The organism is Streptomyces sp. CRN 30 (assembly GCF_034105845.1).
In genome coordinates, this window is record NZ_JAVRHI010000382.1 from 19,853 (window position 1) to 41,231 (window position 21,379).

At 71.9% G+C, this 21,379-nt stretch carries 21 protein-coding genes; 10 read left to right on the top strand and 11 right to left on the bottom strand.

Annotated elements, in window-relative coordinates; all coding sequences use genetic code 11:
* Positions 1-86: 86 nt before the first annotated feature.
* Positions 87-839: a SigE family RNA polymerase sigma factor gene (locus UW392_RS41085; RefSeq protein ID WP_320780377.1), complete on the bottom strand. Its 753-nt coding sequence runs from the start codon at positions 837-839 to the stop codon at positions 87-89.
* A 223-nt stretch (positions 840-1,062) separates the two neighbouring features.
* Here UW392_RS41085 and afsQ1 point away from each other — a divergent pair, with 223 nt between their 5' ends.
* The 5 genes from afsQ1 to UW392_RS41110 all read left to right on the top strand — a co-directional run bounded on the left by afsQ1 (position 1,063) and on the right by UW392_RS41110 (position 5,120).
* The gene (afsQ1, locus tag UW392_RS41090) at positions 1,063-1,740 is read left to right on the top strand and encodes a two-component system response regulator AfsQ1 (protein ID WP_320780378.1); all 678 of its coding nucleotides are present in this window, start codon (positions 1,063-1,065) and stop codon (positions 1,738-1,740) included.
* Entirely contained in the window at positions 1,737-3,323 is a 1,587-nt protein-coding gene (locus UW392_RS41095) for a HAMP domain-containing sensor histidine kinase (protein ID WP_320780379.1), read from the top strand. The genes afsQ1 and UW392_RS41095 overlap by 4 nt, the downstream gene beginning before the upstream one ends.
* Positions 3,323-3,934: a hypothetical protein gene (locus UW392_RS41100; RefSeq protein ID WP_320780380.1), complete on the top strand. Its 612-nt coding sequence runs from the start codon at positions 3,323-3,325 to the stop codon at positions 3,932-3,934. The genes UW392_RS41095 and UW392_RS41100 overlap by 1 nt, the downstream gene beginning before the upstream one ends.
* A 333-nt stretch (positions 3,935-4,267) precedes the next feature.
* Positions 4,268-4,819, top strand: a complete 552-nt coding sequence (locus UW392_RS41105; RefSeq protein ID WP_320780381.1) for a VanZ family protein — start codon at positions 4,268-4,270, stop codon at positions 4,817-4,819.
* Positions 4,820-4,913: 94 nt separating this feature from the next.
* Positions 4,914-5,120 carry a PspC domain-containing protein gene (locus UW392_RS41110; RefSeq protein ID WP_320780382.1) on the top strand — a complete coding sequence of 69 codons (207 nt, stop codon included), beginning with the start codon at positions 4,914-4,916 and terminating at the stop codon, positions 5,118-5,120.
* A gap of 98 nt (positions 5,121-5,218) precedes the next feature.
* On the opposite strand, the gene UW392_RS41115 is transcribed toward UW392_RS41110, so the two are convergent.
* Positions 5,219-5,584 (bottom strand): ATP-binding protein, encoded by a 366-nt coding sequence (locus tag UW392_RS41115; RefSeq protein ID WP_320780383.1) that lies wholly within the window; start codon positions 5,582-5,584, stop codon positions 5,219-5,221.
* A gap of 133 nt (positions 5,585-5,717) precedes the next feature.
* Positions 5,718-6,881: an adenosine deaminase gene (locus UW392_RS41120; RefSeq protein WP_320780384.1), complete on the bottom strand. Its 1,164-nt coding sequence runs from the start codon at positions 6,879-6,881 to the stop codon at positions 5,718-5,720.
* 137 nt (positions 6,882-7,018) lie between these two features.
* On the opposite strand from UW392_RS41120, the gene UW392_RS41125 reads away from it, so the two are divergent.
* Both UW392_RS41125 and UW392_RS41130 read left to right on the top strand, forming a co-directional pair.
* Entirely contained in the window at positions 7,019-9,280 is a 2,262-nt protein-coding gene (locus UW392_RS41125) for a hypothetical protein (RefSeq protein ID WP_320780385.1), read from the top strand.
* A gap of 95 nt (positions 9,281-9,375) precedes the next feature.
* Positions 9,376-10,137, top strand: a complete 762-nt coding sequence (locus UW392_RS41130; protein WP_320780386.1) for an alpha/beta hydrolase — start codon at positions 9,376-9,378, stop codon at positions 10,135-10,137.
* Positions 10,138-10,206: 69 nt separating this feature from the next.
* Here UW392_RS41130 and UW392_RS41135 read toward each other — a convergent pair whose 3' ends face one another.
* Complete coding sequence (locus UW392_RS41135) at positions 10,207-11,160, bottom strand: LysR family transcriptional regulator (RefSeq protein WP_320780387.1); 954 nt, start codon at positions 11,158-11,160, stop codon at positions 10,207-10,209.
* Between the two features lie 63 nt (positions 11,161-11,223).
* On the opposite strand from UW392_RS41135, the gene UW392_RS41140 reads away from it, so the two are divergent.
* Positions 11,224-12,513: an MFS transporter gene (locus UW392_RS41140; protein WP_320780388.1), complete on the top strand. Its 1,290-nt coding sequence runs from the start codon at positions 11,224-11,226 to the stop codon at positions 12,511-12,513.
* A 121-nt stretch (positions 12,514-12,634) separates the two neighbouring features.
* Positions 12,635-13,630: a sigma-70 family RNA polymerase sigma factor gene (locus UW392_RS41145; RefSeq protein ID WP_320780389.1), complete on the top strand. Its 996-nt coding sequence runs from the start codon at positions 12,635-12,637 to the stop codon at positions 13,628-13,630.
* On the opposite strand, the gene UW392_RS41150 is transcribed toward UW392_RS41145, so the two are convergent.
* Positions 13,532-13,918 carry an STAS domain-containing protein gene (locus tag UW392_RS41150; protein ID WP_320780390.1) on the bottom strand — a complete coding sequence of 129 codons (387 nt, stop codon included), beginning with the start codon at positions 13,916-13,918 and terminating at the stop codon, positions 13,532-13,534. The two genes, UW392_RS41145 and UW392_RS41150, sit on opposite strands and share 99 nt — an antisense overlap.
* Positions 13,919-14,082: 164 nt before the next feature.
* Here UW392_RS41150 and UW392_RS41155 point away from each other — a divergent pair, with 164 nt between their 5' ends.
* Positions 14,083-15,006 carry an AEC family transporter gene (locus UW392_RS41155; RefSeq protein WP_320780391.1) on the top strand — a complete coding sequence of 308 codons (924 nt, stop codon included), beginning with the start codon at positions 14,083-14,085 and terminating at the stop codon, positions 15,004-15,006.
* A gap of 21 nt (positions 15,007-15,027) precedes the next feature.
* On the opposite strand, the gene UW392_RS41160 is transcribed toward UW392_RS41155, so the two are convergent.
* The 6 genes from UW392_RS41160 to UW392_RS41185 all read right to left on the bottom strand — a co-directional run bounded on the left by UW392_RS41160 (position 15,028) and on the right by UW392_RS41185 (position 21,373).
* Positions 15,028-15,591, bottom strand: coding sequence for a Uma2 family endonuclease (locus tag UW392_RS41160; protein WP_320780392.1), 564 nt, complete (start codon positions 15,589-15,591; stop codon positions 15,028-15,030).
* A 157-nt stretch (positions 15,592-15,748) separates the two neighbouring features.
* Positions 15,749-17,026: a thymidine phosphorylase gene (locus UW392_RS41165; RefSeq protein WP_320780393.1), complete on the bottom strand. Its 1,278-nt coding sequence runs from the start codon at positions 17,024-17,026 to the stop codon at positions 15,749-15,751.
* 12 nt (positions 17,027-17,038) lie between these two features.
* A complete protein-coding gene (locus UW392_RS41170; RefSeq protein ID WP_320780394.1) occupies positions 17,039-17,434 on the bottom strand; it encodes a cytidine deaminase in 396 nt (131 codons plus the stop codon).
* On the bottom strand, positions 17,431-18,696 hold the full coding sequence (locus UW392_RS41175) for an ABC transporter permease (protein ID WP_320780395.1): 1,266 nt from the start codon (positions 18,694-18,696) through the stop codon (positions 17,431-17,433). Before UW392_RS41175 ends, UW392_RS41170 begins: the two co-directional genes overlap by 4 nt.
* Entirely contained in the window at positions 18,693-19,817 is a 1,125-nt protein-coding gene (locus UW392_RS41180; protein WP_320780396.1) for an ABC transporter permease, read from the bottom strand. The genes UW392_RS41175 and UW392_RS41180 overlap by 4 nt, the downstream gene beginning before the upstream one ends.
* Positions 19,817-21,373, bottom strand: a complete 1,557-nt coding sequence (locus UW392_RS41185) for an ABC transporter ATP-binding protein (RefSeq protein WP_320780397.1) — start codon at positions 21,371-21,373, stop codon at positions 19,817-19,819. The genes UW392_RS41180 and UW392_RS41185 overlap by 1 nt, the downstream gene beginning before the upstream one ends.
* Positions 21,374-21,379: the final 6 nt, after the last annotated feature.

Sequence of the window (21,379 nt, forward strand, 5' to 3'; positions counted from 1 at the left end):
TTCCCCCGTGTGAGTAAGAGCCCGGCACCCCCCTGGTGATACACCCGGGCTCCAACTTTTTTTCCGGCCCCCCGGCCGGGCTGCCCTCAGGCGACGAGTTCGCCGAAGGCGTCCTCACGGTCACGGCCGAAGCTGAGGACCTCGTCCTCGCGCAGCCGGCGGAGCGACCGCCAGATGCTGGACTTCACCGTGCCGACACTGATGTCGAGTATGTCCGCGATCTCCGGGTCCGTGCGGCCCTCGTAGTAGCGCAGGACCAGCATGGTGCGCTGGAGTTCGGGGAGCCGGGCCAGCGCCTGCCACAGAACGGCGCGCAGTTCGGTGCCGCGCATCGCGTCCGTGTCGCCGGGCGTCTCCGGCAGTTCCTCGGTCGGGTACTCGTTGAGCTTGCGGCGCCGCCAGGCGCTGATGTGCAGGTTGGTCATGGTGCGGCGGAGGTATCCGCCGACGGCCGCCTTGTCGCTGATCCGGTCCCACGCCCGGTAGGTCGAGAACAGCGCGCTCTGCAGCAGATCCTCGGCCTCGAAGCGGTCACCGGTCAGGTGGTAGGCGGTGGCGTACAGGGAGGCGCGGCGCTCCTGGACGTAGGCGGTGAACTCCGCCTCCGACAGCGAGCGACGCTCCCCCTCTGCCTCCCCGTACGCCGCCGGGCCCCCCTCGGGCTCCCCCGTGCGGGCGTCGATCACCGACATGTAGCCGGTGTGCTGACGCCCAGTGCCGCCGCGAGCGCACCCCCGCCCGCTCACGGCGGCACCGGACTTCTCGGAACCCCGGTGCGTGTGCACGTCGTGCAGACGCGTGATCACTGCGCTGGTGCTGGTGCCGTGCAGCGTATTCATCTCGCGCCCCCCGTCGTGGACTTCCGGTGTTCGGCTTGCTGTTCTGCCTGTGCCGAGAATCCTGCCGGGGTCACTTCATGGCCGTGTCCGCCGACTGTCACAGACCTGTCACAGCGCCCTGTCACCGCGGGACCACAGTTCCTTCACAGGGCCCGACGGTAGGGACGCGTGCTTCACGACCCACCGGTCGAACCCCACCCCCTCCATGGGCCAGAATGAGCCTGTGCCTTCCCTGTTGCTGATCGAGGACGACGACGCCATCCGTACGGCCCTGGAGCTCTCTCTGACGCGCCAGGGTCACCGGGTGGCCACGGCTGCCAGCGGTGAGGACGGTCTGAAACTGCTGCGCGAGCAACGGCCGGACCTGATCGTGCTGGACGTGATGCTGCCCGGCATCGACGGTTTCGAGGTGTGCCGCCGCATCCGGCGCACCGACCAGCTGCCGATCATCCTGCTGACCGCGCGCAGCGACGACATCGACGTGGTGGTCGGACTGGAGTCCGGCGCCGACGACTATGTGGTCAAGCCGATCCAGGGGCGGGTGCTGGACGCCCGTATCCGGGCCGTACTGCGGCGCGGGGAACGCGAGTCGACCGACGCGGCGAGCTTCGGCAGTCTGGTCATCGACCGCGCCGCCATGACCGTCACCAAGAACGGCGAGGACCTCCAGCTCACCCCGACCGAGCTGCGTCTGCTGCTCGAACTGAGCCGGCGGCCCGGTCAGGCGCTCTCCCGGCAGCAGTTGCTGCGGCTGGTGTGGGAGCACGACTACCTCGGCGACTCGCGGCTGGTGGACGCCTGCGTGCAGCGGCTGCGCGCCAAGGTCGAGGACGTGCCGTCGTCCCCGACGCTCATCCGTACCGTGCGGGGTGTGGGCTACCGGCTGGATCCGCCTCAGTGACCCAGGAACAAACGGAGTCTCCCCGCGGCTGGACCGCGGCGCGCAAGGGGGTCTGGTCGCGGCTGCGCTTCACCAGCCTGCGGCTCAGGCTGGTCGTCGTCTTCGGGCTGGTGGCGCTGACCGCCGCCGTCACCGCGTCCGGCATCGCGTACTGGCTGAACCGGGAGGCGGTCCTCACCCGTACCCAGGACGCCGTGCTGCGCGACTTCGAGCAGGAGATGCGCAACCGGGCCGGTTCGCTGCCCCAGGACCCGACGCAGGACGAGCTCCAGCACACCGCCGGGCAGATGGCCAACAGCAGCCAGCGCTTCGGGGTGCTGCTGGTCGCCGAGGACTCCGCCGGGAACGCGCTGTACGGCAGTTCCGGCGGCCCGGACGGCTTCTCCCTCTCCGACGTGCCCGAGTCGCTGCGCACGGCGGTGAACAAGGAGCAGAAGGTCACGTCGGCGAACAAGTCGCCGTACCACCTGTACTGGCAGCGGATATCCGCCGACGACACCCCGTACCTCGTGGCGGGCAGCCGGGTCATCGGCGGCGGCCCGACCGGGTACATGTTCAAGTCGCTGGAGCCCGAGGCCAAGGACCTGGGCTCGCTGGCCTGGTCGCTGGGGATCGCCACGGCGCTGGCCCTGATCGGCTCCGCGCTGCTCGCGCAGGCCCTGGCGACGACCGTGCTGAAGCCGGTGCACCGGCTCGGGTCGGCCGCGCGCCGGCTCGGCGAGGGCAAGCTGGACACCCGGCTCCAGGTCTCCGGCACCGACGAGCTGGCCGACCTCTCCCGGACCTTCAACAGCGCCGCCGCGGCACTGGAGAAGCGGGTCGAGGACATGGCCGCGCGGGACTCCGCCTCCCGGCGCTTCGTGGCCGACATGAGCCATGAGCTGCGGACGCCGCTGACGGCGATCACAGCCGTGACGGAGGTCCTGGAGGAGGAGCTGGAGGCGGAGTCCGGGTCGATGGACCCGATGATCGAGCCCGCCGTCCGGCTGGTGGTCAGCGAGACCCGGCGGCTGAACACCCTGGTCGAGAACCTGATGGAGGTCACCCGCTTCGACGCGGGCACCGCCCGGCTGGTCCTCGACGACGTCGACGTCGCCGACCAGATCACCGCCTGCATCGACGCGCGGGCCTGGCTGGACGCCGTCGACCTGGACGCCGAGCGGGGCATCCACGCCCGGCTCGACCCGCGCCGCCTCGACGTCATCCTGGCCAACCTCATCGGCAACGCGCTCAAGCACGGCGGGTCGCCGGTGCGCGTCTCGGTGAGCGCGGTCGCCGACGAGGTCGTGATCGCGGTCCGCGACCACGGGCCCGGCATCCCGGAGGACGTCCTGCCGCACGTCTTCGACCGCTTCTACAAGGCGAGCGCCTCCCGGCCGCGCTCCGAGGGCAGCGGGCTCGGCCTCTCCATCGCGCTCGCCAACGCGCACATCCACGGCGGTGAGATCACCGCGGGCAACCACCCCGACGGCGGCGCGGTGTTCACCCTGCGGCTGCCGCAGGACGCGTCGGCGCTGACGGAGCCGGACCCGGACGACTCCCGGGGCACCGGCCGGGGCAAGGACGCGAAGGGACAGGGCTGATGACCGTACGCCGCCTGCCGGCGCTCCCCGTGCTGGCCGTACTGGCCCTGGTGCTCACCGGGTGCGGCATCCGGGCCACGGAGGTGCCGACGGACTTCGGTCCGGCGCCGTCCCGGGTGCGCTGCTCGCTCGCCGAGCCGGGCGCGGCCACGGAGCCGGCCACGGGCCTTGACGTACGGGTGTACCTGCTGTGCGGCTCGTCGCTGGTCGCGGTGGACCGGACCGTGACGGTGCCGGACGGCGCGGACGGTGCCGGGCGCCGGGTGTCGGTCGCGGCGGGGCTGCTGGACGAGCTGTCCGCGCCGCCGTCGGCCGCGGAGACGGAGGCCCGGTACACCACCGACGTCCCCGGTTCGATCACCGTGCGGGAGCCGCGCGGCGACGACCCGGACGGCACCCTGCGGCTGAGCGTCGCGCCGGACGCCCTCACGTCGTACGCCCTGGCCCAGGTCGTCTGCACCTTCGCGGAGTCGGCGGCGGCCGAGGACGACGGCTCGGTGATCCTCGGCGGCCCGGCGGAGCAGACGCCGCGGCGGTACGTGTGCACCGACGAGGTGCGCTCCCGGCCGGGCAGCAACGAGCCGCCGTCAAGGAAGGTCACCGGAAACTGACCGGCGCCCGGCGCTACCGCCGGGCGCCGTCCGGCTGTGTCCCCTGTCCCCTGTCCCCCGTCCCGGCCCCGCGTCCCGCAAGCGGAGGGCGGGCGGGCTCGGACCGGCGGTCTACGCGCGGTGCCCGGCAGCGGGCGCGGGGGCCTTCCGTACGGATGTCCGGACAGCCTCGCCGGGCGGGGCCGCCGCCCTCCGGGCAGGGGGGATGCCGTCCGGGCCCCGCGGGCGGGCGGGCGCCGCTCCCCGGGCGTCCGAGGCGCCGTGTGGCGCATGACTCACCCGTGCGGGGGAGAGTCCGGAACCGCGCGCGCGGCGGGCCGCGTCTGAGGAGGCGTGCAGCGTCAAGGCTTCTTCGGCGGCAGCGCCGCGATCCGCATCCGTGTGACGGGAGGCGTCCTCCTCGTCGCACACCTCGTGCTCGTCGCCTGGCTCACGCTGCGCCCTCTCGACGTCCCCTGGGTGATGCCCGCCAATCTGCGGCCCTTCGAGGGCATCCGGAGCGAGCTGGCCCTTGGCTGGCCGGAGGCGGCCCGCTGCGTCTGCGGCGGCCTGGGACTGCTGGCCCCGCTGGGCGTGCTGCTGCCGATGGCGGGCGGCCGGATCGATGTCTCGCCGCTGGCCTCACTGGTGCGGGTCACGGCCGCGGGCGCCCTGCTGTCCCTGGGGATCGAGCTGTTGCAGACCGGCGTGCCGGGGCGGGTCGCCGACATCGACTCGCTGCTGCTGAACACCGTGGGCGTGGCCCTGGCGCATCTCGCCGTGGTCCCGGCGGGCCGGGCCTGGCTCCGCCGCAGGGCCGGCCACCGGCGGTTCGAGGACGTCCCCCTGGAGGAGCCCTCTCAGGGACGGACCCCGACGATTCCCAGGGTCGGGATCGCCCCGTAGATCGACGCTTTGCCCTCGTTCGTCTCCGTACCGTGGAAGGCAGATGAGGCGGCCGTCCGGGGCGCCTCGGTCGACACTTCTCGAAGGAGCCGCCATGTCCAGCCTCGCCCGCCCCACCCAGGGCCGCATGATCGGTGGAGTGTGCGCCGCGCTGGCGCGACGCTTCGGCACCTCGGCCACCACCATGCGCGTCATATTCCTCGTCTCGTGTCTGCTGCCCGGCCCGCAGTTCCTGCTCTATCTGGCGCTGTGGATCCTGTTCCCGTCCGAGGACAAGGCGACGGGCCGCACGGCCTGGTGACGCCGGACGGCCCGGGAGACTCCCTCGGGAAAGACGGCGGGGCGCGCCCGGTGGTGCCGGGCGCGCCCCGTCGGCGCGTGCGTGCGTGCGGGTGCGGGTCAGCCGAGCGGGAGCCCGTTGACCGGCAGGCCGCTGGTGGGCAGGCCCTTCAGCGGCAGGCCGCCGAGGAGACCGGCGAGCGGGCCGGTCGGGCCCTTGGCGACCTGGTCGGCGACGACCTGCTCGGCGATCGGCTGCGCGGTGGTCAGGCCGGTGTGGGTGGCGCGCTGACCGGCGTCGAGGGCGTTGCCCGCACCGGGGGCGACCTGGCCGACGGTCTCGGCGGGGAGCGTCCGGACGACGCCGTCCACCGTGGAGGCGAGGTCCGGGACACCCGGGGCCGCTTCGGCGGCGCCCGTGCCGGCGGCGGCGAAGGCGGCACCGAGGGCGGCGACGCCGAGGGTCTTGGCAGCAGACTGCTTCATGAAATGCGTCCTCGAAATGGGAGGTCGGGGAAAGTGAGCGGTCCCCGACCGTAAACACGGGGCGTCGTCCGCCGCAAACATCGAAATGCGGACGGATTGTGAAAGAACCTCCGCGGGCGCGGACGCGGATCGCTCAGCCCTGCCCCTCACCCGCCGGGTAACCGCTGGTGGAGGCGGTCTGCTGGAACAGCCATTCGGCTTTCAGCTCCGCGTATCCGGGTTTGATCACGTCATTGATCATCGCCAGTCGTTCATCGAAAGGAATGAACGCTGATTTCATCGCATTGACGGAGAACCACTGGAGATCTTCGAGCGTATAACCGAACGCGTCGACAAGGTGCTCGAATTCCCGGCTCATGCCGGTGTGGGACATGAGCCGGTTGTCCGTGTTGACGGTGGCGCGGAAGTGGAGCCGGCGCAGCAGCCCGATGGGGTGCTCGGCGTACGACGCCGCCGCCCCGGTCTGGAGGTTGGAGCTCGGGCACAGCTCCAGCGGGATGCGCTTGTCCCGTACGTAGGAGGCGAGCCGTCCGAGCTTCACCGTGCCGTCCTCGGCGACCTGGATGTCGTCGATGATGCGCACCCCGTGGCCGAGCCGGTCGGCGCCGCACCACTGGAGCGCCTGCCAGATCGACGGCAGCCCGAACGCCTCGCCGGCGTGGATGGTGAAGTGGTTGTTCTCCCGCTTCAGGTACTCGAAGGCGTCGAGGTGCCGGGTGGGCGGGTAGCCGGCCTCGGCGCCGGCGATGTCGAAGCCGACGACGCCCAGGTCGCGGTAGCGGTTGGCCAGCTCGGCGATCTCCAGGGCGCGGGCGGCGTGCCGCATGGCGGTGAGCAGGGCGCCGACGCGGATGCGGTATCCGGCGTCGCGCGCCCGCCGCTCCCCCTCCCGGAAGCCCTCGTTGACGGCCTCGACGACCTCTTCGAGGCTGAGTCCGCCTTCGAGGTGCTGCTCGGGGGCGTACCGCACCTCGGCGTACACGACCCCGTCCGCGGCGAGGTCCACGGCGCACTCGGCGGCGACCCGGACCAGGGCGTCCCGGGTCTGCATGACGCCGACGGTGTGCGAGAAGGTCTCCAGGTACCGCTCCAGCGAACCGGAGTCGGCGGCCCGGCGGAACCAGCGGCCGAGCCGGTCGGGTTCGGTCTCGGGAAGGGCGGAGTATCCCTGTTCCCGGGCGAGTTCGACGACGGTGGCGGGGCGCAGTCCGCCGTCGAGATGATCGTGCAGCAGGACCTTCGGCGCCCGGCGGATCTGGTCCGGCGTGGGGGACTTCGCGGTGGTCTGGCTCGTCATCTCCGCACTGTAACTCCTACGCGCGTAGATCGCCGGTCTTCCGGAAATACCGGTGCCCGGGGCCGGGCGGGAGTGCCCCCGGGTCTGCCCCCGCGGCCGCTGCGCCGCCGCCCGTCCGGGCGGAAGGCTGGCCCGATATGCCCGACGCCAGGGAGCAGGCGATGCGCGCGCACGAGGAGCGGCCGGAGAAGTCCGGCACGAGGCCACACCGCGGGTCGGTCACGGCTCGACCGCCCGGACCGGTCGCCCGGGGCCCGCTGCCCGCGTCCGTGACCGCCCTCCAGAGCACGGCGGGCAACATGGCGGTACAGCGGGCGTTCGCGGGTGAGCTGAGCGGCCTCAGCACCGATCAGGTGCTGGCGCGGCTGAAGAGCCGTTATCCGAACGAGCGGTTCCTGTACAGGACGGTGAACGACGCGCGCAGGGGCGCGGCGGTCCACGACACCCTCGCCGGCCTGGCGGCGGCGCTGGGGGTCGGGGCGCCGCAGCAGCAGGGGGAGGCCGCGACGGCCCCGGAGGCATCGGCGTCGGCGGCCGCCCCGGCGGCGTCCGAATCGGTCACGACCACCCCGGCGGCATCCGAATCGGTCACGGCCGCCCCGGCCACCCGGATTCCCGTGGCGCCCGGTCCGGCCGTGAAGTCACCGCCGCCTCCCGTCCCCCCGCGGCCGGTCCGGCCCGGCACGGCCGTGTCCGTCGGGGCAGGGGAACGGGCCTCCTCGGCGCCGGCGCCCGCACCCGTCCAGGCGCCGGCCGGGGAACGCGCGGAACGCGACTCCCTGCGCACCTCGGAGGGTGACTTCAAGGGAAACACCGAGGCTGCCCGGAAAGGGCTGGACGCGGAGTTGCAGACGCCCGGCAGGTATCTGCGCAGCCGGGGCTCAAGCCGGCTGACGGGCGACGTGTTCGAGAAGATGGCCGCCTCCATGGCGTCCGCACAGAACTCCGACGCTCTCCTGCAGAAGTACCTCAACCAGCTCTACAGCTGCCTCGAATGGACCGGCCGGGCGCCCATCACGGTCTACACCGACGAGGCCAACGGCAAGGGCGACCTGATGCTCGGGGTCAAGACCGCCGACGCCCTGCGCGAGAACTTCCCGGTGAGCGGGGAGAACAAGAACGACATCTCGCTGATGACCCACAAGGGAAACCGGTACCTCAAGAAGCATCCGGACTTCTTCGAGCAGTTCGGCCATCCGTACACCGTGCTCGGCGGCATGTTCCCCGACGCACCGGCCCTCGCTCCCGGCGCGGGCCCCACCGACGTGGTCGTCGCGCCGCAACTGGGCTCCACCAAGCCGTTCCAGGAGAGCGTCGGCAAGTGGGGCAGCGAAGTCTCCGCGATGAACGAGTACGCCCGTGACGAGCCGCTCCCGGCGGGGGCCCAGGGCCGCAGCGCCCTGCACACCACGGGACTGGAGGAGCACGAGGCGGGCATCACCTTCCACGCCGGTCTGCGGGCCTACAAGAAGGAGCAGGACGCCAAGACCGATGAGCGGGAGAAGCGAGCCGCCCGGCTGGACCATCTCGAGGCCCTGAAGTCCAAGGAACTGATCACCGCGCTCTTCCCGCCGGAGCAGGAACGGACAGCCCGGGACTTCGCCGCGTCCGCCGGATCCCGGCTGTACTTCGCCTACTCCAACAAGAGCGCCCAGCGGTTCGCGCTCACGGTGGCCGAGGTGGAGCACGGCAGCAGCCACGACGTGCACGTCGTCCAGTCCACGCCCAAGGCCAAGCCGACCGTCGACGCGTCCGTGGCGGCCACGCTCGCCGGACTCGGGGTGTCCAAGGTCCGGCTGGTGGAGGTGGACCTCCAGACCTCACAGGTGAAGTCCACCGACGTGGCGACCGGGGGCCAGGGCAAGACCATGCACTGGATCACGACCAGCGGGGTCCCGCACGACGACATGATCACGATGATCAAGGCCAGCGAGCCGATCATGATGACGACCGGCAACCAGAGCACCTCGGAGGCGCTGTCGGCCGGCAAGACCATCCTGTACGAGAGCATCGGCCAGAAACAGAGCAGGGCGTTCAGGGACTCGCTGTACAAGCACGCCGGTATCGCGCCGACGGACCGGACCGCCCTCGCCGCCGTCAGCCGGGACCACGACCGGGAGGGCGCGGTCCCCGGCCAGCCCGAGTTCAAGGCCGCGGCACGGGTCCTGAAGGACACTCAGGCGAACGACCGGATGGGCAGGCTCAGCGACGAGGCCGCCGCCACCAAGAACCTCGACCGGTGGATCGGCGGCGGCCACCTGCGCGGCTACCTGAAGAAGAGCGCGCTCAGCGATGAACTGAACACCGCGGAGGCACAGCTGTCGAGCAGTCGAACGGATCCGGCGGCCTACCGGCGCTTCGTCGACCACCTCCGCGGCCTCCCGGAGAGCGCGGAATGACCCCGGCCGCCGCAGGCCGCTGCCGCGGCGGCCGATACATAACGGTGACCGCACGTACGGATGGCGGACACCCGCTCTTCTGACACTGTTTTGCCATGGCACAACAAGCGACGCCGGTGCGCGAGGCACGGCTGGGGCGGGCGCTCGGTCCGCAGGTGACGGCGGTGAGCGGAGTGGCGGTACTGCTCCCCGCGGGTGACGAGGTCTCCAGCCGCAGGCCGTCCCCCCTGCTGGCGACCGCGTCCGTCCGCTCACTGGGACGCAGGCTGACCCGGTCGGGCCGCGACGAGGGGCTGGCCGCGCACGTCGTGCACTACCGCTACCGCGGCTGGAACGGCAGCGAGGCCCATCTCGCCCGGGACGCCGAGTGGGCCGCCGCCGAGGCGGTACGGCGGTACGGGGACGTCCCGGTCTGCCTGGTCGGCGTCGGCATGGGCGGCCGGGCGGCGCTGCGGGCGGGCGGCCACGAGGCCGTCAACTCCGTACTGGCGATCGCCCCCTGGCTGCCGGAGGAGGACGTGGCCGCGCCGCCCGAACCGGTGAAACAGCTGTCCGGGCGCCGGGTGCTGATCGTGCACGGCACGGACGACGGGCGGTGCGACCCGGAGCTGTCCTTCCGGCTGGCGGCGCGGGCGAAGAAGGCCAACCGGGACGTGTGCCGGTTCGAGGTGCACTCCGAGGGGCACGCGCTGCGGCACTACCGCGACGAGGTCGCGGCGCTGGCGGAGGACTTCGTGCTGGGGGCGTTGTTCGGCCGTTCTTTCGCACGGCCGGTGGAGGACGCGTTGGCGGCTCCGCCGCCGTTGGGGCTGCGGATGCCGCTGGCTGTGGGGTTCGGGGGGACGATCAGGCGGTGAGGCGTGTATCCGCGACGCCGTCGTGGCTGGTCGCGCGGTTCCCCGCGCGCCTTTTCGGGGCGCTGCCCCTCAATCCGGCAGTAGGTGGCCCCTCTTCGACAGGAGGAACTGCTTGAACGCCGCCACCGGAGGGGGATCCTGTCTGCCCTTCATCCAGGCCACGCCGATCTCGCGGACCGCTCGTGGGGCCGTGACCGTCAGTTCCACGACTCCCGGGCGGGGCACGGCCGGGGGCGGGAGGAGGGCCACGCCCAGGCCCGCCGCGACCAGGCCCCGCAGGGTCTCCGCCTCCTCGCCCTCGAAGGCCACCCGGGGGCGGAAGCCCGCCTCCGCGCAGACGGCGTCGGTGATGCGGCGCAGGCCGTAGCCGGGTTCCAGGGTCACGAACGTCTCGTCGGCGGCCTCGGCGAGCTTGATCCGGCGGCGGGCCGCGAGCCGGTGGTCGGCGGGGACGACGAGCCGGAGCCGCTGCTCGTCAAGGCGGCGGGCGACGAGGTCGGGCGCGTCGGGGACCGGTGAGGTGAGGCAGAGGTCGAGTTCACCGGCGCGCAGCCGCTCCAGCATGGCCTCGCCGTAGTTCTGGACCAGGCTGAAGCGGATCCGGGGGTGGTCGGCTCGGAAGGCGTGGATCAGGCCGGGGACCGTCTCCGCGCCCATGGTGTGCAGGAACCCGAAGGCGACCTTGCCGGTGGTGCGGTCGGCGTCGGCGCGGACCGCGTCGGCGGCCCGCTCGATCTCGGCGAGGGCCCGTTCGACGGAGGCCAGGAAGGTGTGCCCGGCGGGGGTGAGGGAGAGGGTGCGGCCGTGCCGGGCGAACAGGTCGACGCCCAGGTCGTGTTCGAGGCGGACGACGGCCCGGGAGAGCGTCGACTGGGGGACGTTCATCTCCTGGGCGGCGCGGGTGACGTGCTCGGTGCGGGCCACGCCGGCGAAGTGCGCGAGGCGTGGCGCGAGCAGCGTGACGATGTCTTCCGTGTCACTGTCCCGTGACAGCCACACCTCTGAACTCGACTCATGCGCCATGGGAACGATTATGGACGTTCCATGCATTGGACGGATGAGTGAGGGGTCCGTACGTTCGGTGACATGACTCCCGCCGATACCGGGGCGTCCACCACCGTGGGCGCCGCCGTCTCCGTCCCAGCCCCTTCCGAGACTCGTACTGACACGCGTATGACTCCGGGCGGGCCCGGATATCGCCGGATGAGCCTCGCCCTGTTCCTCGCGGGCGTGGCGACCTTCGCCCTTCTCTACTCCACCCAGGCACTGCTGCCGCTGATCTCCGGCGACCTCGGGGTGAGCGCGAGCGACGCGAGCTGGACGGTGGCCGCCGCGACCGGCGGCCTGGCGGTCTTCGTCCTGCCGATGAGCGCGCTCTCCGAACGGTTCGGACGCCGTACGGTCATGACGGCGTCCCTCGCGGTCGCGGTGACCGTGGGGCTGCTGGTGCCGTTCGCGCCGTCGCTCCCAACGCTGGTCGCGCTGCGGGCCGTACAGGGCGCGGCGCTGGCCGGGCTGCCGGCCTCCGCGCAGGCGTACCTCGCGGAGGAGGTCACGCCGAAGGCGCTGGTCACGGCGATCGGCCTGTTCGTGGCGGGCAACAGCGTCGGCGGCATGAGCGGCCGGGTCATCACCGGCTGGGTCGCGCAGGAGTGGGGCTGGCGGGTGGCCGTCGGGGTGATCGGCCTGCTGGCGGTGGCGTGCGCGGTGGCGTTCCGGATGCTGATCCCGAGGCCCCGGCACTTCACGGCGGGCTCGCTGCGCCCGCGCGTCCTCGCGGGAACGGTGCGGGACCATCTCTCCAACCCGCTGCTGCGCCGCCTGTACGCGATCGGCGCGCTGTTCATGACGGTGTTCGGCGGGGTCTACACGGTGATCGGCTACCGGCTGACGGACGCCCCGTTCTCCCTCCCCCAGGGCATCGTCGGCTCGGTCTTCCTGGTCTACCTGGTCGGTACGGTGTCGGCGTCGATGTCGGGGCGGCTGGTGGGCCGGCTGGGGCGGCGCGGCGCGCTGTACCTGGGCGGCGGCACGACGGCGGCGGGCCTGCTGCTGTCCCTGGCCGATTCGCTCCCCCTGGTCCTCCTGGGCCTGGTCCTCATCACGGCGGGTTTCTTCGCGGGGCACTCGGTGGCGTCGGCGGCGGTCAGCAGGACGGCGACGCACGGCCGCGCGCAGGCGTCGGCGCTGTACCAGTCGGCGTACTACATCGGTTCCAGCGTCGGCAGCACGGTGGGCGCGGTCGCCTTCCACTCCGGGGGCTGGACCGGGACGGTCGGGGTCGGGCTGCTGGCGATGGCGGGGGTCGTGGCGGTCACGCTGGCCGGTACGCGGGCGGCGCGCAGGCAGGCCGCCGAGATACCGGCGACGGCCTGAGCGCCCCTCGCCGGCCTGCGGGTTCTCCTACTCCCCGGGCCATTGTCAGTGGCCTCCTGTAGCTTCCGAAGGGTAGGGCGCGAAGACGCGTCCGGCAGCGGGCCACAGGGGTGGGTGGACGATGACCGACGGCACGGCGACGGCGGAGCTGGACTCCGCGCTGGAGAAGCACCGGGTCGAGCTGACCGGATACTGCTACCGGATGCTCGGCTCCTCCTTCGAGGCGGAGGACGCGGTCCAGGACACCCTGGTCCGCGCCTGGCGGAGCTACGACAAGTTCGAGGGCCGGTCCAGTCTCCGCTCCTGGCTCTACCGCATCGCGACCAACGTCTGCCTGGACATGCTGACCGCGGGCAACAAGCGGGCCCGCCCCGTGGACCTGTCCGAGTCGACCCCCCTCGCCCAGGCCGCCCTGGCCCCCCGTCCGGACAACACCTGGCTGGAGCCGATGCCGGACGCCCGGATGCTGCCCACGACCGACGACCCGGCGGAGGCCGCGGTGGCCAAGGAGTCGGTACGACTGGCCTTCATGGCCGCGTTGCAGAACCTCCCGCCCAAGCAGCGGGCGGTGCTCATCCTGCGTGAGGTGCTGGCCTGGCGGGCCAGCGAGGTCGCCGAGCTGCTCGGCACGTCGGTGGCGTCGGTGAACAGCGCGCTGCAACGGGCCCGCGCGACCCTCGCGGAGCGCGCTGACCAGGGGGCCGCGGGCGCGGTGTCGGACCCCTTGGACGAGGAGCAGCAGAAGCTCCTCGACCGCTACGTGGCGGCCTTCGAGGGCTACGACATGACGGCTCTCACCGCGCTGCTGCACGAGGACGCGGTCATGACGATGCCGCCGTTCGACCTGTGGCTGGCGGGTCCGTCGGACATCACGGGCTTCATGACGACGATCGGCGCGTCCTGCGCGGGCTCGCGGCTGGTGCCGGTGGCGGCCAACGGGCTGCCGGCCTTCGCGCACTACAAGCCGGACCCGGAGGCGGGCGGCTTCTCGCCGTGGGCGATCCAGGTCCTGGAGATCTCAGACGGCCGGATCACCGGGTTCCACTGCTTCCTCGACACCAAGCGGTGGTTCCCGCTGTTCGGCCTCCCCCTCCACCTCGAAGCGGAGGCCGACTAGGCCGATCAGGGCGCGCAGCTCCGGCCCCGGGCCGCGCAGCCTGACCCGGCCCCCGGCGCGGATCGCGGCGAGCTGCATCCGCGCCAGTACGTCGATGGTGGCGAGCGTCGGCGGTCCGACCCCGCCGACGTCGCAGACGACCACCCCGGCCCGGGTGGTGGCGATGAGTGCGCGCACGTCGTCACAGAGCCGGGGCAGGGTCTCCTTCGAGACCGGTCCCGGGAGCACGAGTACTGCGGGGGTCACGGCATCCACGTCCACTAGACCCCGGCCCGGCCCGGAACTCATCGCTCCGTTCCGGGCCGGCCGGGCGAGGGACGCCCGTCCCCCCGCCTCCGCGACGGATCAGATCCACATTGACCTGCGCGTGCTTCGCGGCAGAGGGTTTGCTGTATGCCCCACATATCTCCGCCCCGTACGGTCCCGCTCCTCCTCGTCGCCCGGGAGGTGCCGTGCAAGGGGTGCTGAACGGGTTCGCGGTCATCGCGGTCGTGATCGGGGTGGGGTATCTGCTCGGTCTGCGCGGTTACCTCGGCGACCAGGGCCGTGAGGTCCTCACGAAACTCGCCTTCCACGTGGCGTCGCCCGCGCTGCTCTTCACCACCTGCGCGCAGGCCGACCTCTCCGTCGTCTTCTCCAGCAGCCTTCTGGTCACGGCGCTCAGTACGGCGGCCGTGGCCGGTGTCTTCGTCGCGGTCGGTGTCACCCGGCACTGGGGCGTCGGCCGGACCACGATCGGCGCCCTGTGCTCCGGGTACGTCAACTCCGGCAACCTCGGTATCCCCATCGCCGTCTACGTCCTCGGCGACGCCTCGCTCGTCGCGCCGGTGCTGCTGTTCCAGCTCCTCGTCGTCGCGCCGGTCGGCCTGACGGTGCTGGATCTGACCGGCGGGGAGGGGCGTACCGGTCCGCTGTGGTGGAAGCTGCTCAGTCCGCTGCGGAACCCGATCGCCGTGGCCTCGCTGGCCGGGGTCGCCGTCTCCGCGTGCGGGCTGCGGATACCGGGGCCGGTGCTGGACCCGCTGACCCTGATCGGCAACATGTCCGTCCCGGCGGTCCTGATGGCCTTCGGTATCTCCCTGCGCGGCAGCGCGATGCCGTTCCAGGGCGCCGACCGGCACCCGGTGCTGCTGGCGGTGGTCCTGAAGGCGGCGGCCCAGCCGGCGGTGGCCTGGGTGCTGGCGGCGGCCGTCTTCGGCCTCCGGGGCCACCGGCTCCTCGACGTCGTCGTGACCTCGGCCCTGCCGACCGCGCAGAACATGTACACGTACGCGTCGGCGTACCGGGTGGGCGAGCGGCTCGCCCGGGATGTGGTGCTGGTGTCGACAGTGGTGGCGGTGCCGGTGCTGGTGGTGATCGCGGCGGTGCTGGGGTGAGTCAGCCGCCGCTCCGGGTGGTCACTGCCGGGTCAGTTCGGCGGGGTCGATCGCGAGGGGGAAGGGGATGGCCAGGTGGGTGGTCGCGCCCGCGAGCGCGGTCGTCCGCTCCGCGTACCGGCCGTTCTCCAGCTCGTAGGTGATGAGCATGGGCGCGGGGGCGAACTCAAGCCGCCAGAAGTGCGGGATGGCAGCCTCCGCGTACAGCATGGGCTTGACCTTGCGGTCCATGGTGCTGTTGCCGGGAGAGACCAGCTCGATCACGAGCTGCACGCCTTCGGCATCGACGCTGACTCCGTCCTCGGCTGTCGCGCCCGCATCGGTCACCACGAGATCGGGGACCACCAGGCCGGAGGGCAGGATGACATTGACGGCCTCCAGCACCTCGACCGGCGCCCCCGCAGCCTTGGCCGCCGCATGCATGAGCATGGCGAGCCGGAGCGAGGCCCGCTGGTGCCGGATGCCCGGCGCGGGGGACATCACGAGGGACTCCCCGAACAGCTCGTGGCGAGTCGTGCGGTCCTCGGGCAGGGCCAGGACGTCAGCGACGGTCCACGGTCCGGTGTGATCGCTGGCAACGCTCATTCCCTCTCACCTCCATGTCCGACCTGAAGCCCCGGTGGGCCTCGCCAGGCGCTACTCGACCAGCATACGGACGCTCCCACGAGAGCACGCCGAACGGGACCGGCGCAGGTCCGCCGATCCCGTTCACCCATACGGGGAGCCCCGAGGAAAGCCCAGGTCAGGCAATACGCTCCAGCACCACCGGCGACGCCGTGAACGCCGTCTTCGGGGCCGCGACGGAGTACGAGCCCTCCACCGCCTCCAGCGCGTACGCGAACCGCTCCGGCGTGTCCGTGTGGAGGGTCAGGAGGGGCTGGCCCTCCACCACCTCGTCGCCCGGCTTGGCGTGGAGTTCCACGCCCGCCGCCGCCTGCACCGGGTCCTCCTTGCGGGCGCGGCCCGCGCCCAGGCGCCAGGCGGCGACGCCGATGTCGTAGGCGTCCAGGCGGGTGAGGACACCGGAGGCGGCGGCCTTGACCACGTGCTGTTCCTTCGACGTCGGCAGCGGCGCGTCCGGGTCGCCGCCCTGCGCCGCGATCATGCGGCGCCACACGTCCATCGCCGAGCCGTCGGCCAGCGCCTTCGCCGGGTCGGCGTCCTTCAGGCCCGCCGCGTCCAGCATCTCGCGGGCCAGGGCGAGGGTGAGTTCGACGACGTCGGAGGGGCCGCCGCCGGCCAGGACCTCCACCGACTCGCGGACCTCCAGGGCGTTGCCGGCCGTCAGGCCCAGCGGGGTGGACATGTCCGTGATGAGGGCGACCGTCCGGACGCCGTGGTCGGTGCCCAGGCCGACCATCGTCGACGCCAGTTCCCGCGCGTCCTCCACCGTCTTCATGAAGGCACCGCTGCCCGCCTTCACATCCAGGACCAGGGAGCCCGTACCCTCCGCGATCTTCTTCGACATGATGGACGAGGCGATCAGCGGGATCGCCTCCACCGTGCCCGTCACGTCGCGCAGCGCGTACAGCTTCTTGTCGGCCGGGGCCAGGCCGTCGCCCGCCGCGCAGATCACCGCGCCGGTCGTGCCGAGGACGTCGAGCATCTCCTCGTTGGAGAGGAGCGCGCGCCAGCCGGGGATGGACTCCAGCTTGTCCAGGGTGCCGCCGGTGTGACCGAGGCCCCGGCCGCTGAGCTGCGGGACGGCCGCCCCGCACGCGGCGACCAGCGGTGCCAGCGGCAGGGTGATCTTGTCGCCGACGCCGCCCGTCGAGTGCTTGTCCGCCGTCGGGCGGGACAGCGACGCGAAGTCCATCCGCTCGCCCGACGCGATCATCGCCGCCGTCCAGCGGGCGATCTCGCGGCGGTTCATGCCGTTGAGGAGGATCGCCATGGCCAGCGCCGACATCTGTTCGTCCGCCACCTCCCCGCGGGTGTACGCGTCGATGACCCAGTCGATCTGAGCGTCGCTGAGTTCGTCGCGGTCCCGCTTGGTGCGGATGACGGAGATGACGTCCATGCCGGGTGTTCCTTACTTCGTGAGGTGGTCGGGGCCGAAGGCCTGCGGGAGCATCGCCGAGAGGGGGAGGACCCCCGCCGGGGTGCGGAGCAGCAGGTCGGGGCCGCCGAACTCGTGGAGCAGCTGGCGGCAGCGGCCGCACGGGACGAGGTCCTCGCCCGCCCCGTCGACGCACGCGAAGTGCGTCAGCCGGCCGCCGCCGGTGTTCAGCAGCGCGGAGACCAGTCCGCACTCGGCGCACAGGCCGAGCCCGTAACTGGCGTTCTCCACGTTGCAGCCGGTGACCGTGCGGCCGTCGTCGACCAGGGCGGCGGCACCGACCGCGTAACCGGAGTAGGGGGCGTACGCCCGGGACATCGCGTCCCGGGCGGCCGTGAGCAGGGCGTCCCAGTCGACGTCGGCCGTCACTTGCCCTGTCCCTTCCGGTAGGGCATGCCGTCGGCCTTCGGCATCCGCAGCCGTTGCGCGGAGAGCGCGAGGACGACGAGGGTGATGACGTACGGCGTGGCGGAGACGACCTGGTTGGGGACCTCGTTCGTGCCCGCGTACCAGGCGAAGACGAGGGCGCCGACCACGAAGGTGATCGCGGCCTTGACGTAGCTCTTGCGGATCACCAGCCAGATGGCGCCCGCCACCAGCAGCAGCGCGCCGAGGAGCAGCAGCGCGTGCACGTTGGCGGAGCCGCCGCGCAGGTTGAGGCTGTCGGTGTAGCCGAAGAGGCCGGCGCCGATGGCGAGGCCGCCGGGCATCCAGTTGCCGAAGATCATCGCCGCGAGGCCGATGTAGCCGCGGCCGCTGGTCTGGCCCTCCAGGTAGAAGGGGTTGGCGACGATGGAGAGGAAGACGCCGCCGAGTCCGGCGAGACCGCCGGAGATGATCACGGCGAGGTACTTGTACTTGTAGACGTTGACGCCGAGGGACTCGGCGGCGACGGGGTTCTCGCCGCAGGAGCGGAGGCGGAGGCCGAAGGGGGTCCGCCAGAGGATCCACCAGGTGGCGGGGATCAGGGCCACCGCGATCAGGGTCAGCCAGGAGACGTCGGTGACCAGGCCGCCGAGCAGGCCGGCGATGTCCGAGATCAGGAACCAGCCGTGCTCGTTGAGGGACTTCAGTCCGTCGGAGAGGCCGGGGATCGTGAAGTGGCCGAGCGACTCGACCGGCGGGGACTGCTTGGCGGAGCCGCCCTGGTGGCCCTCGAAGGCGAGCGGGGCGAGGTAGCGGGTGGCGCCGAGGGCGAGGATGTTGAGGGCCACACCGGAGACGATGTGGTTGACGTTGAAGGTGACGGTGACGACGGCGTGCAGCAGACCGCCGAGCGCGCCGCCGACGATGCCGACGAGGACGCCGGTCCACGGACCCCACTGGAAACCGGCCCAGGCACCGAACCAGGTGCCGAGGATCATCATGCCTTCGAGGCCGATGTTGACGACGCCCGCGCGCTCGGCCCAGAGGCCGCCGAGACCGGCGAGGCCGATCGGCACGGCGAGCTGGAGGGCGGTGGACATCTGGCTGACGTTGGTGATGCCGTCGGCGCCGGTGATGATGCGGACCAGTGAGGTCAGCGCCAGTCCGCCGGCGATGACCAGCAGGAGCACGGGCAGGGACATACGGCGGCCGGTGGGGGCCGCGGGCTGAAGCGTCGGCTGGTTGACGTCCGTTGCGGTGGTCATCGGGCCGCCACCTCCTTGTCCGTGTTGTCGGTGGCGCCCAGGACGTGACCGGCGGCCAGTTCGGCGCCGACCCGGCGCTGCTGGCGGCGCAGGCCCCACTCGCGGACGGCCTCGTAGGAGACGACGACCGAGAGGACGATCAGGCCCTGCATGATGACCGCGATCTCCTTGTCGTACCCGTGGAAGTCCAGCTCGGGCGAGGCCTTGTCGAGCCAGGCCCAGAGCAGGGCGGCAAAGGCGATGCCGACGGGGCTGTTGCGGCCGAGGAGGGCGATGCCGATGGCGAGGAAGCCGATGCCGGTGGGGAAGTTGAGGTTGTACGTGTGGGAGTCGCCGAGCAGGAGCGGCAGGCCCGCGAGGCCCGCGAGGCCACCGGAGAGGAGCATCGCGGTGAGGACCATCCGCCTGGGGCTGACTCCGCTGGCCGCGGCGGCGGTCTCGGAGGCGCCGGAGGCGCGCAGGTCGAAGCCGAACCGGGTGCGGTTCAGGACGATCCAGTAGCCGATGCCGAGGAGGACGGCGAGGACGACGAGGCCGTAGATCTCGCCGGCCGCGCCCATGTCGATGCCGGGGATCCAGCCGGAGTCGTGCATCTCGCCGGTGGTGTTGTTGTTGCCGACCTTGACGCCGAAGACGTCCGGCCGCCACAGGTAGACGATGAGGGCGGTGGCGATGGAGTTCAGCATGATCGACGCGACGACCTCGCTGACGCCCCGGGTGACCTTCAGGACACCGGCGATGCCGGACCAGAAGGCGCCGGTGAGGACGGCGGTCAGGAGGAGGAGCGGGATCTGGAGGACGCCGGGGAGGGCGACGTGCGCGCCGACGACGGCGGCCATCATGGCGGCGAGCTGGTACTGGCCGTCGACGCCGATGTTGAACAGGTTCATCCGGAAGCCGATGGCGACCGCGAGGGCGGCGATGTAGTACATCGACGCCTGGTTGACGATCAGGACCTGGACGTCGGAGAACCCGGCCTGCTCGAACATCAGGGCGAACGGCTCTACGGGGTTCTTGCCGGAGGCGACCAGGACGATCGCGCTCAGGACGAAGGCCACGGCGAGCGCGATGACCGGTCCGGCCACCGCGAGGAGCACGCGCTCCTTGTCGAACTTCTTCATCAGCGGGTCTCGTCCTTCCCGGAGGTCCCGGGCTCGTCGCCTTCTGTGTGCTCCAGGTGCCCGGAGGCCGCGCCCGTCATCGCCGAGCCGAGTTCCTCGGGGGTGATGGTCGCCGGGTCGGCGTCGGCGACGAGCTTGCCGTCGTAGATGACCCGGAGGGTGTCGGACAGGCCGATCAGCTCGTCGAGGTCGGCGGAGATCAGCAGCACGGCGAGGCCCTCGCGGCGGGCCTCGCGGATGTGGTCCCAGATCGCGGCCTGCGCGCCGACGTCCACGCCGCGGGTGGGGTGGGCGGCGATGAGGAAGCGCGGCTTGTGGCTCATCTCGCGGCCGACGATCAGCTTCTGCTGGTTGCCGCCGGAGAGCGAGGCCGCGGTGACGTCGATGCCGGGGGTGCGGACGTCGTACGTCTCCACGATCCGGCGGGTGTCGTCCTGGGCGGCCTTGGGGTCGAGCCAGACGCCCTTGGCGTTGGGCTTCTCGGTGACGTGGCCGAGGATGCGGTTCTCCCAGAGGGGCGCCTCCAGGAGCAGGCCGTGGCGGTGGCGGTCCTCGGGGATGTAGCCGACGCCCTGCTCACGGCGCTTGCGCGTCGTCCAGGCGGTGATCTCCTCGTCGGCCAGCCGTATGGTGCCGGAGTCCGCGTGGCGCAGGCCGATGAGCGCGTCGACCAGTTCGGTCTGGCCGTTGCCCTCGACGCCCGCGATGCCCAGGACCTCGCCGGCGTGGATGGTGAAGGTGACCTCGTCGAGGAGGGCCTTGCCGCCGGGCGCGGCCAGGCAGAGCCCCTCGACGCCGAGGACGGGGCGGTCGGTGACCGTGGACTCGGCGGTCTCGGGGGTGGGCAGTTCGCTGCCGACCATCATCTCGGCGAGCTGGCGGGGCGTCGTCTCGGCGGGGACGGCCGTGCCGACGGTGGTGCCGCGCCGGATGACGGTGATCTCGTCGGCGACCGACAGGACCTCGCCCAGCTTGTGAGAGATGAAGATGACCGAGAGGCCCTCGGACTTCAGCTCGCGCAGGTTGTCGAAGAGCGCGTCGACCTCCTGCGGCACGAGGACCGCGGTGGGCTCGTCGAGGATCAGGGTGGTGGCGCCGCGGTAGAGGACCTTGAGGATCTCCACGCGCTGGCGGGCGGCGACGCCCAGCTCCTCGACCAGGATGTCGGGGCGGACGTCGAGGCCGTAGCGCTCGGAGATCTCCTTGATCTTCCGGCGGGCCTTCCCGCCGATGCCGTACAGCTTCTCGCTGCCGAGGACCACGTTCTCCAGGACCGTGAGGTTGTCGGCGAGCATGAAGTGCTGGTGGACCATGCCGATGCCGCGGGCGATGGCGTCGGCCGGCGAGGAGAAGGTGACCTGCTCGCCGTCGATCGCGACGGTGCCCTCGTCCGGCTTCTGCATGCCGTAGAGGATCTTCATCAGCGTCGACTTGCCGGCGCCGTTCTCGCCGACGAGGGCGTGCACGGTGCCCTTGTGGACGGTGAGGTGGATGTCGTGGTTGGCCACGACGCCCGGGAATCGCTTGGTGATCCCGGCTAGCTCGACGGCGGTCACCTGACC

Excerpts from the sequence above, each read along its gene's own strand:
- UW392_RS41085 (WP_320780377.1), bottom strand. The coding sequence starts at position 839 with ATGAATACGCTGCACGGCACCAGCACCAGCGCAGTGATCACGCGTCTG.
- UW392_RS41130 (WP_320780386.1), top strand. The coding sequence starts at position 9,376 with ATGGCACAACAAGCGACGCCGGTGCGCGAGGCACGGCTGGGGCGGGCG.
- UW392_RS41135 (WP_320780387.1), bottom strand. The coding sequence starts at position 11,160 with ATGGCGCATGAGTCGAGTTCAGAGGTGTGGCTGTCACGGGACAGTGAC.
- UW392_RS41180 (WP_320780396.1), bottom strand. The coding sequence starts at position 19,817 with ATGAAGAAGTTCGACAAGGAGCGCGTGCTCCTCGCGGTGGCCGGACCG.
- UW392_RS41175 (WP_320780395.1), bottom strand. The coding sequence starts at position 18,696 with ATGACCACCGCAACGGACGTCAACCAGCCGACGCTTCAGCCCGCGGCC.
- UW392_RS41150 (WP_320780390.1), bottom strand. The coding sequence starts at position 13,918 with ATGAGTTCCGGGCCGGGCCGGGGTCTAGTGGACGTGGATGCCGTGACC.
- UW392_RS41115 (WP_320780383.1), bottom strand. The coding sequence starts at position 5,584 with ATGAAGCAGTCTGCTGCCAAGACCCTCGGCGTCGCCGCCCTCGGTGCC.
- UW392_RS41140 (WP_320780388.1), top strand. The coding sequence starts at position 11,224 with ATGACTCCCGCCGATACCGGGGCGTCCACCACCGTGGGCGCCGCCGTC.
- UW392_RS41165 (WP_320780393.1), bottom strand. The coding sequence starts at position 17,026 with ATGGACGTCATCTCCGTCATCCGCACCAAGCGGGACCGCGACGAACTC.
- UW392_RS41100 (WP_320780380.1), top strand. The coding sequence starts at position 3,323 with ATGACCGTACGCCGCCTGCCGGCGCTCCCCGTGCTGGCCGTACTGGCC.
- UW392_RS41160 (WP_320780392.1), bottom strand. The coding sequence starts at position 15,591 with ATGAGCGTTGCCAGCGATCACACCGGACCGTGGACCGTCGCTGACGTC.
- UW392_RS41120 (WP_320780384.1), bottom strand. The coding sequence starts at position 6,881 with ATGACGAGCCAGACCACCGCGAAGTCCCCCACGCCGGACCAGATCCGC.
- UW392_RS41110 (WP_320780382.1), top strand. The coding sequence starts at position 4,914 with ATGTCCAGCCTCGCCCGCCCCACCCAGGGCCGCATGATCGGTGGAGTG.
- UW392_RS41125 (WP_320780385.1), top strand. The coding sequence starts at position 7,019 with ATGCCCGACGCCAGGGAGCAGGCGATGCGCGCGCACGAGGAGCGGCCG.
- UW392_RS41145 (WP_320780389.1), top strand. The coding sequence starts at position 12,635 with ATGACCGACGGCACGGCGACGGCGGAGCTGGACTCCGCGCTGGAGAAG.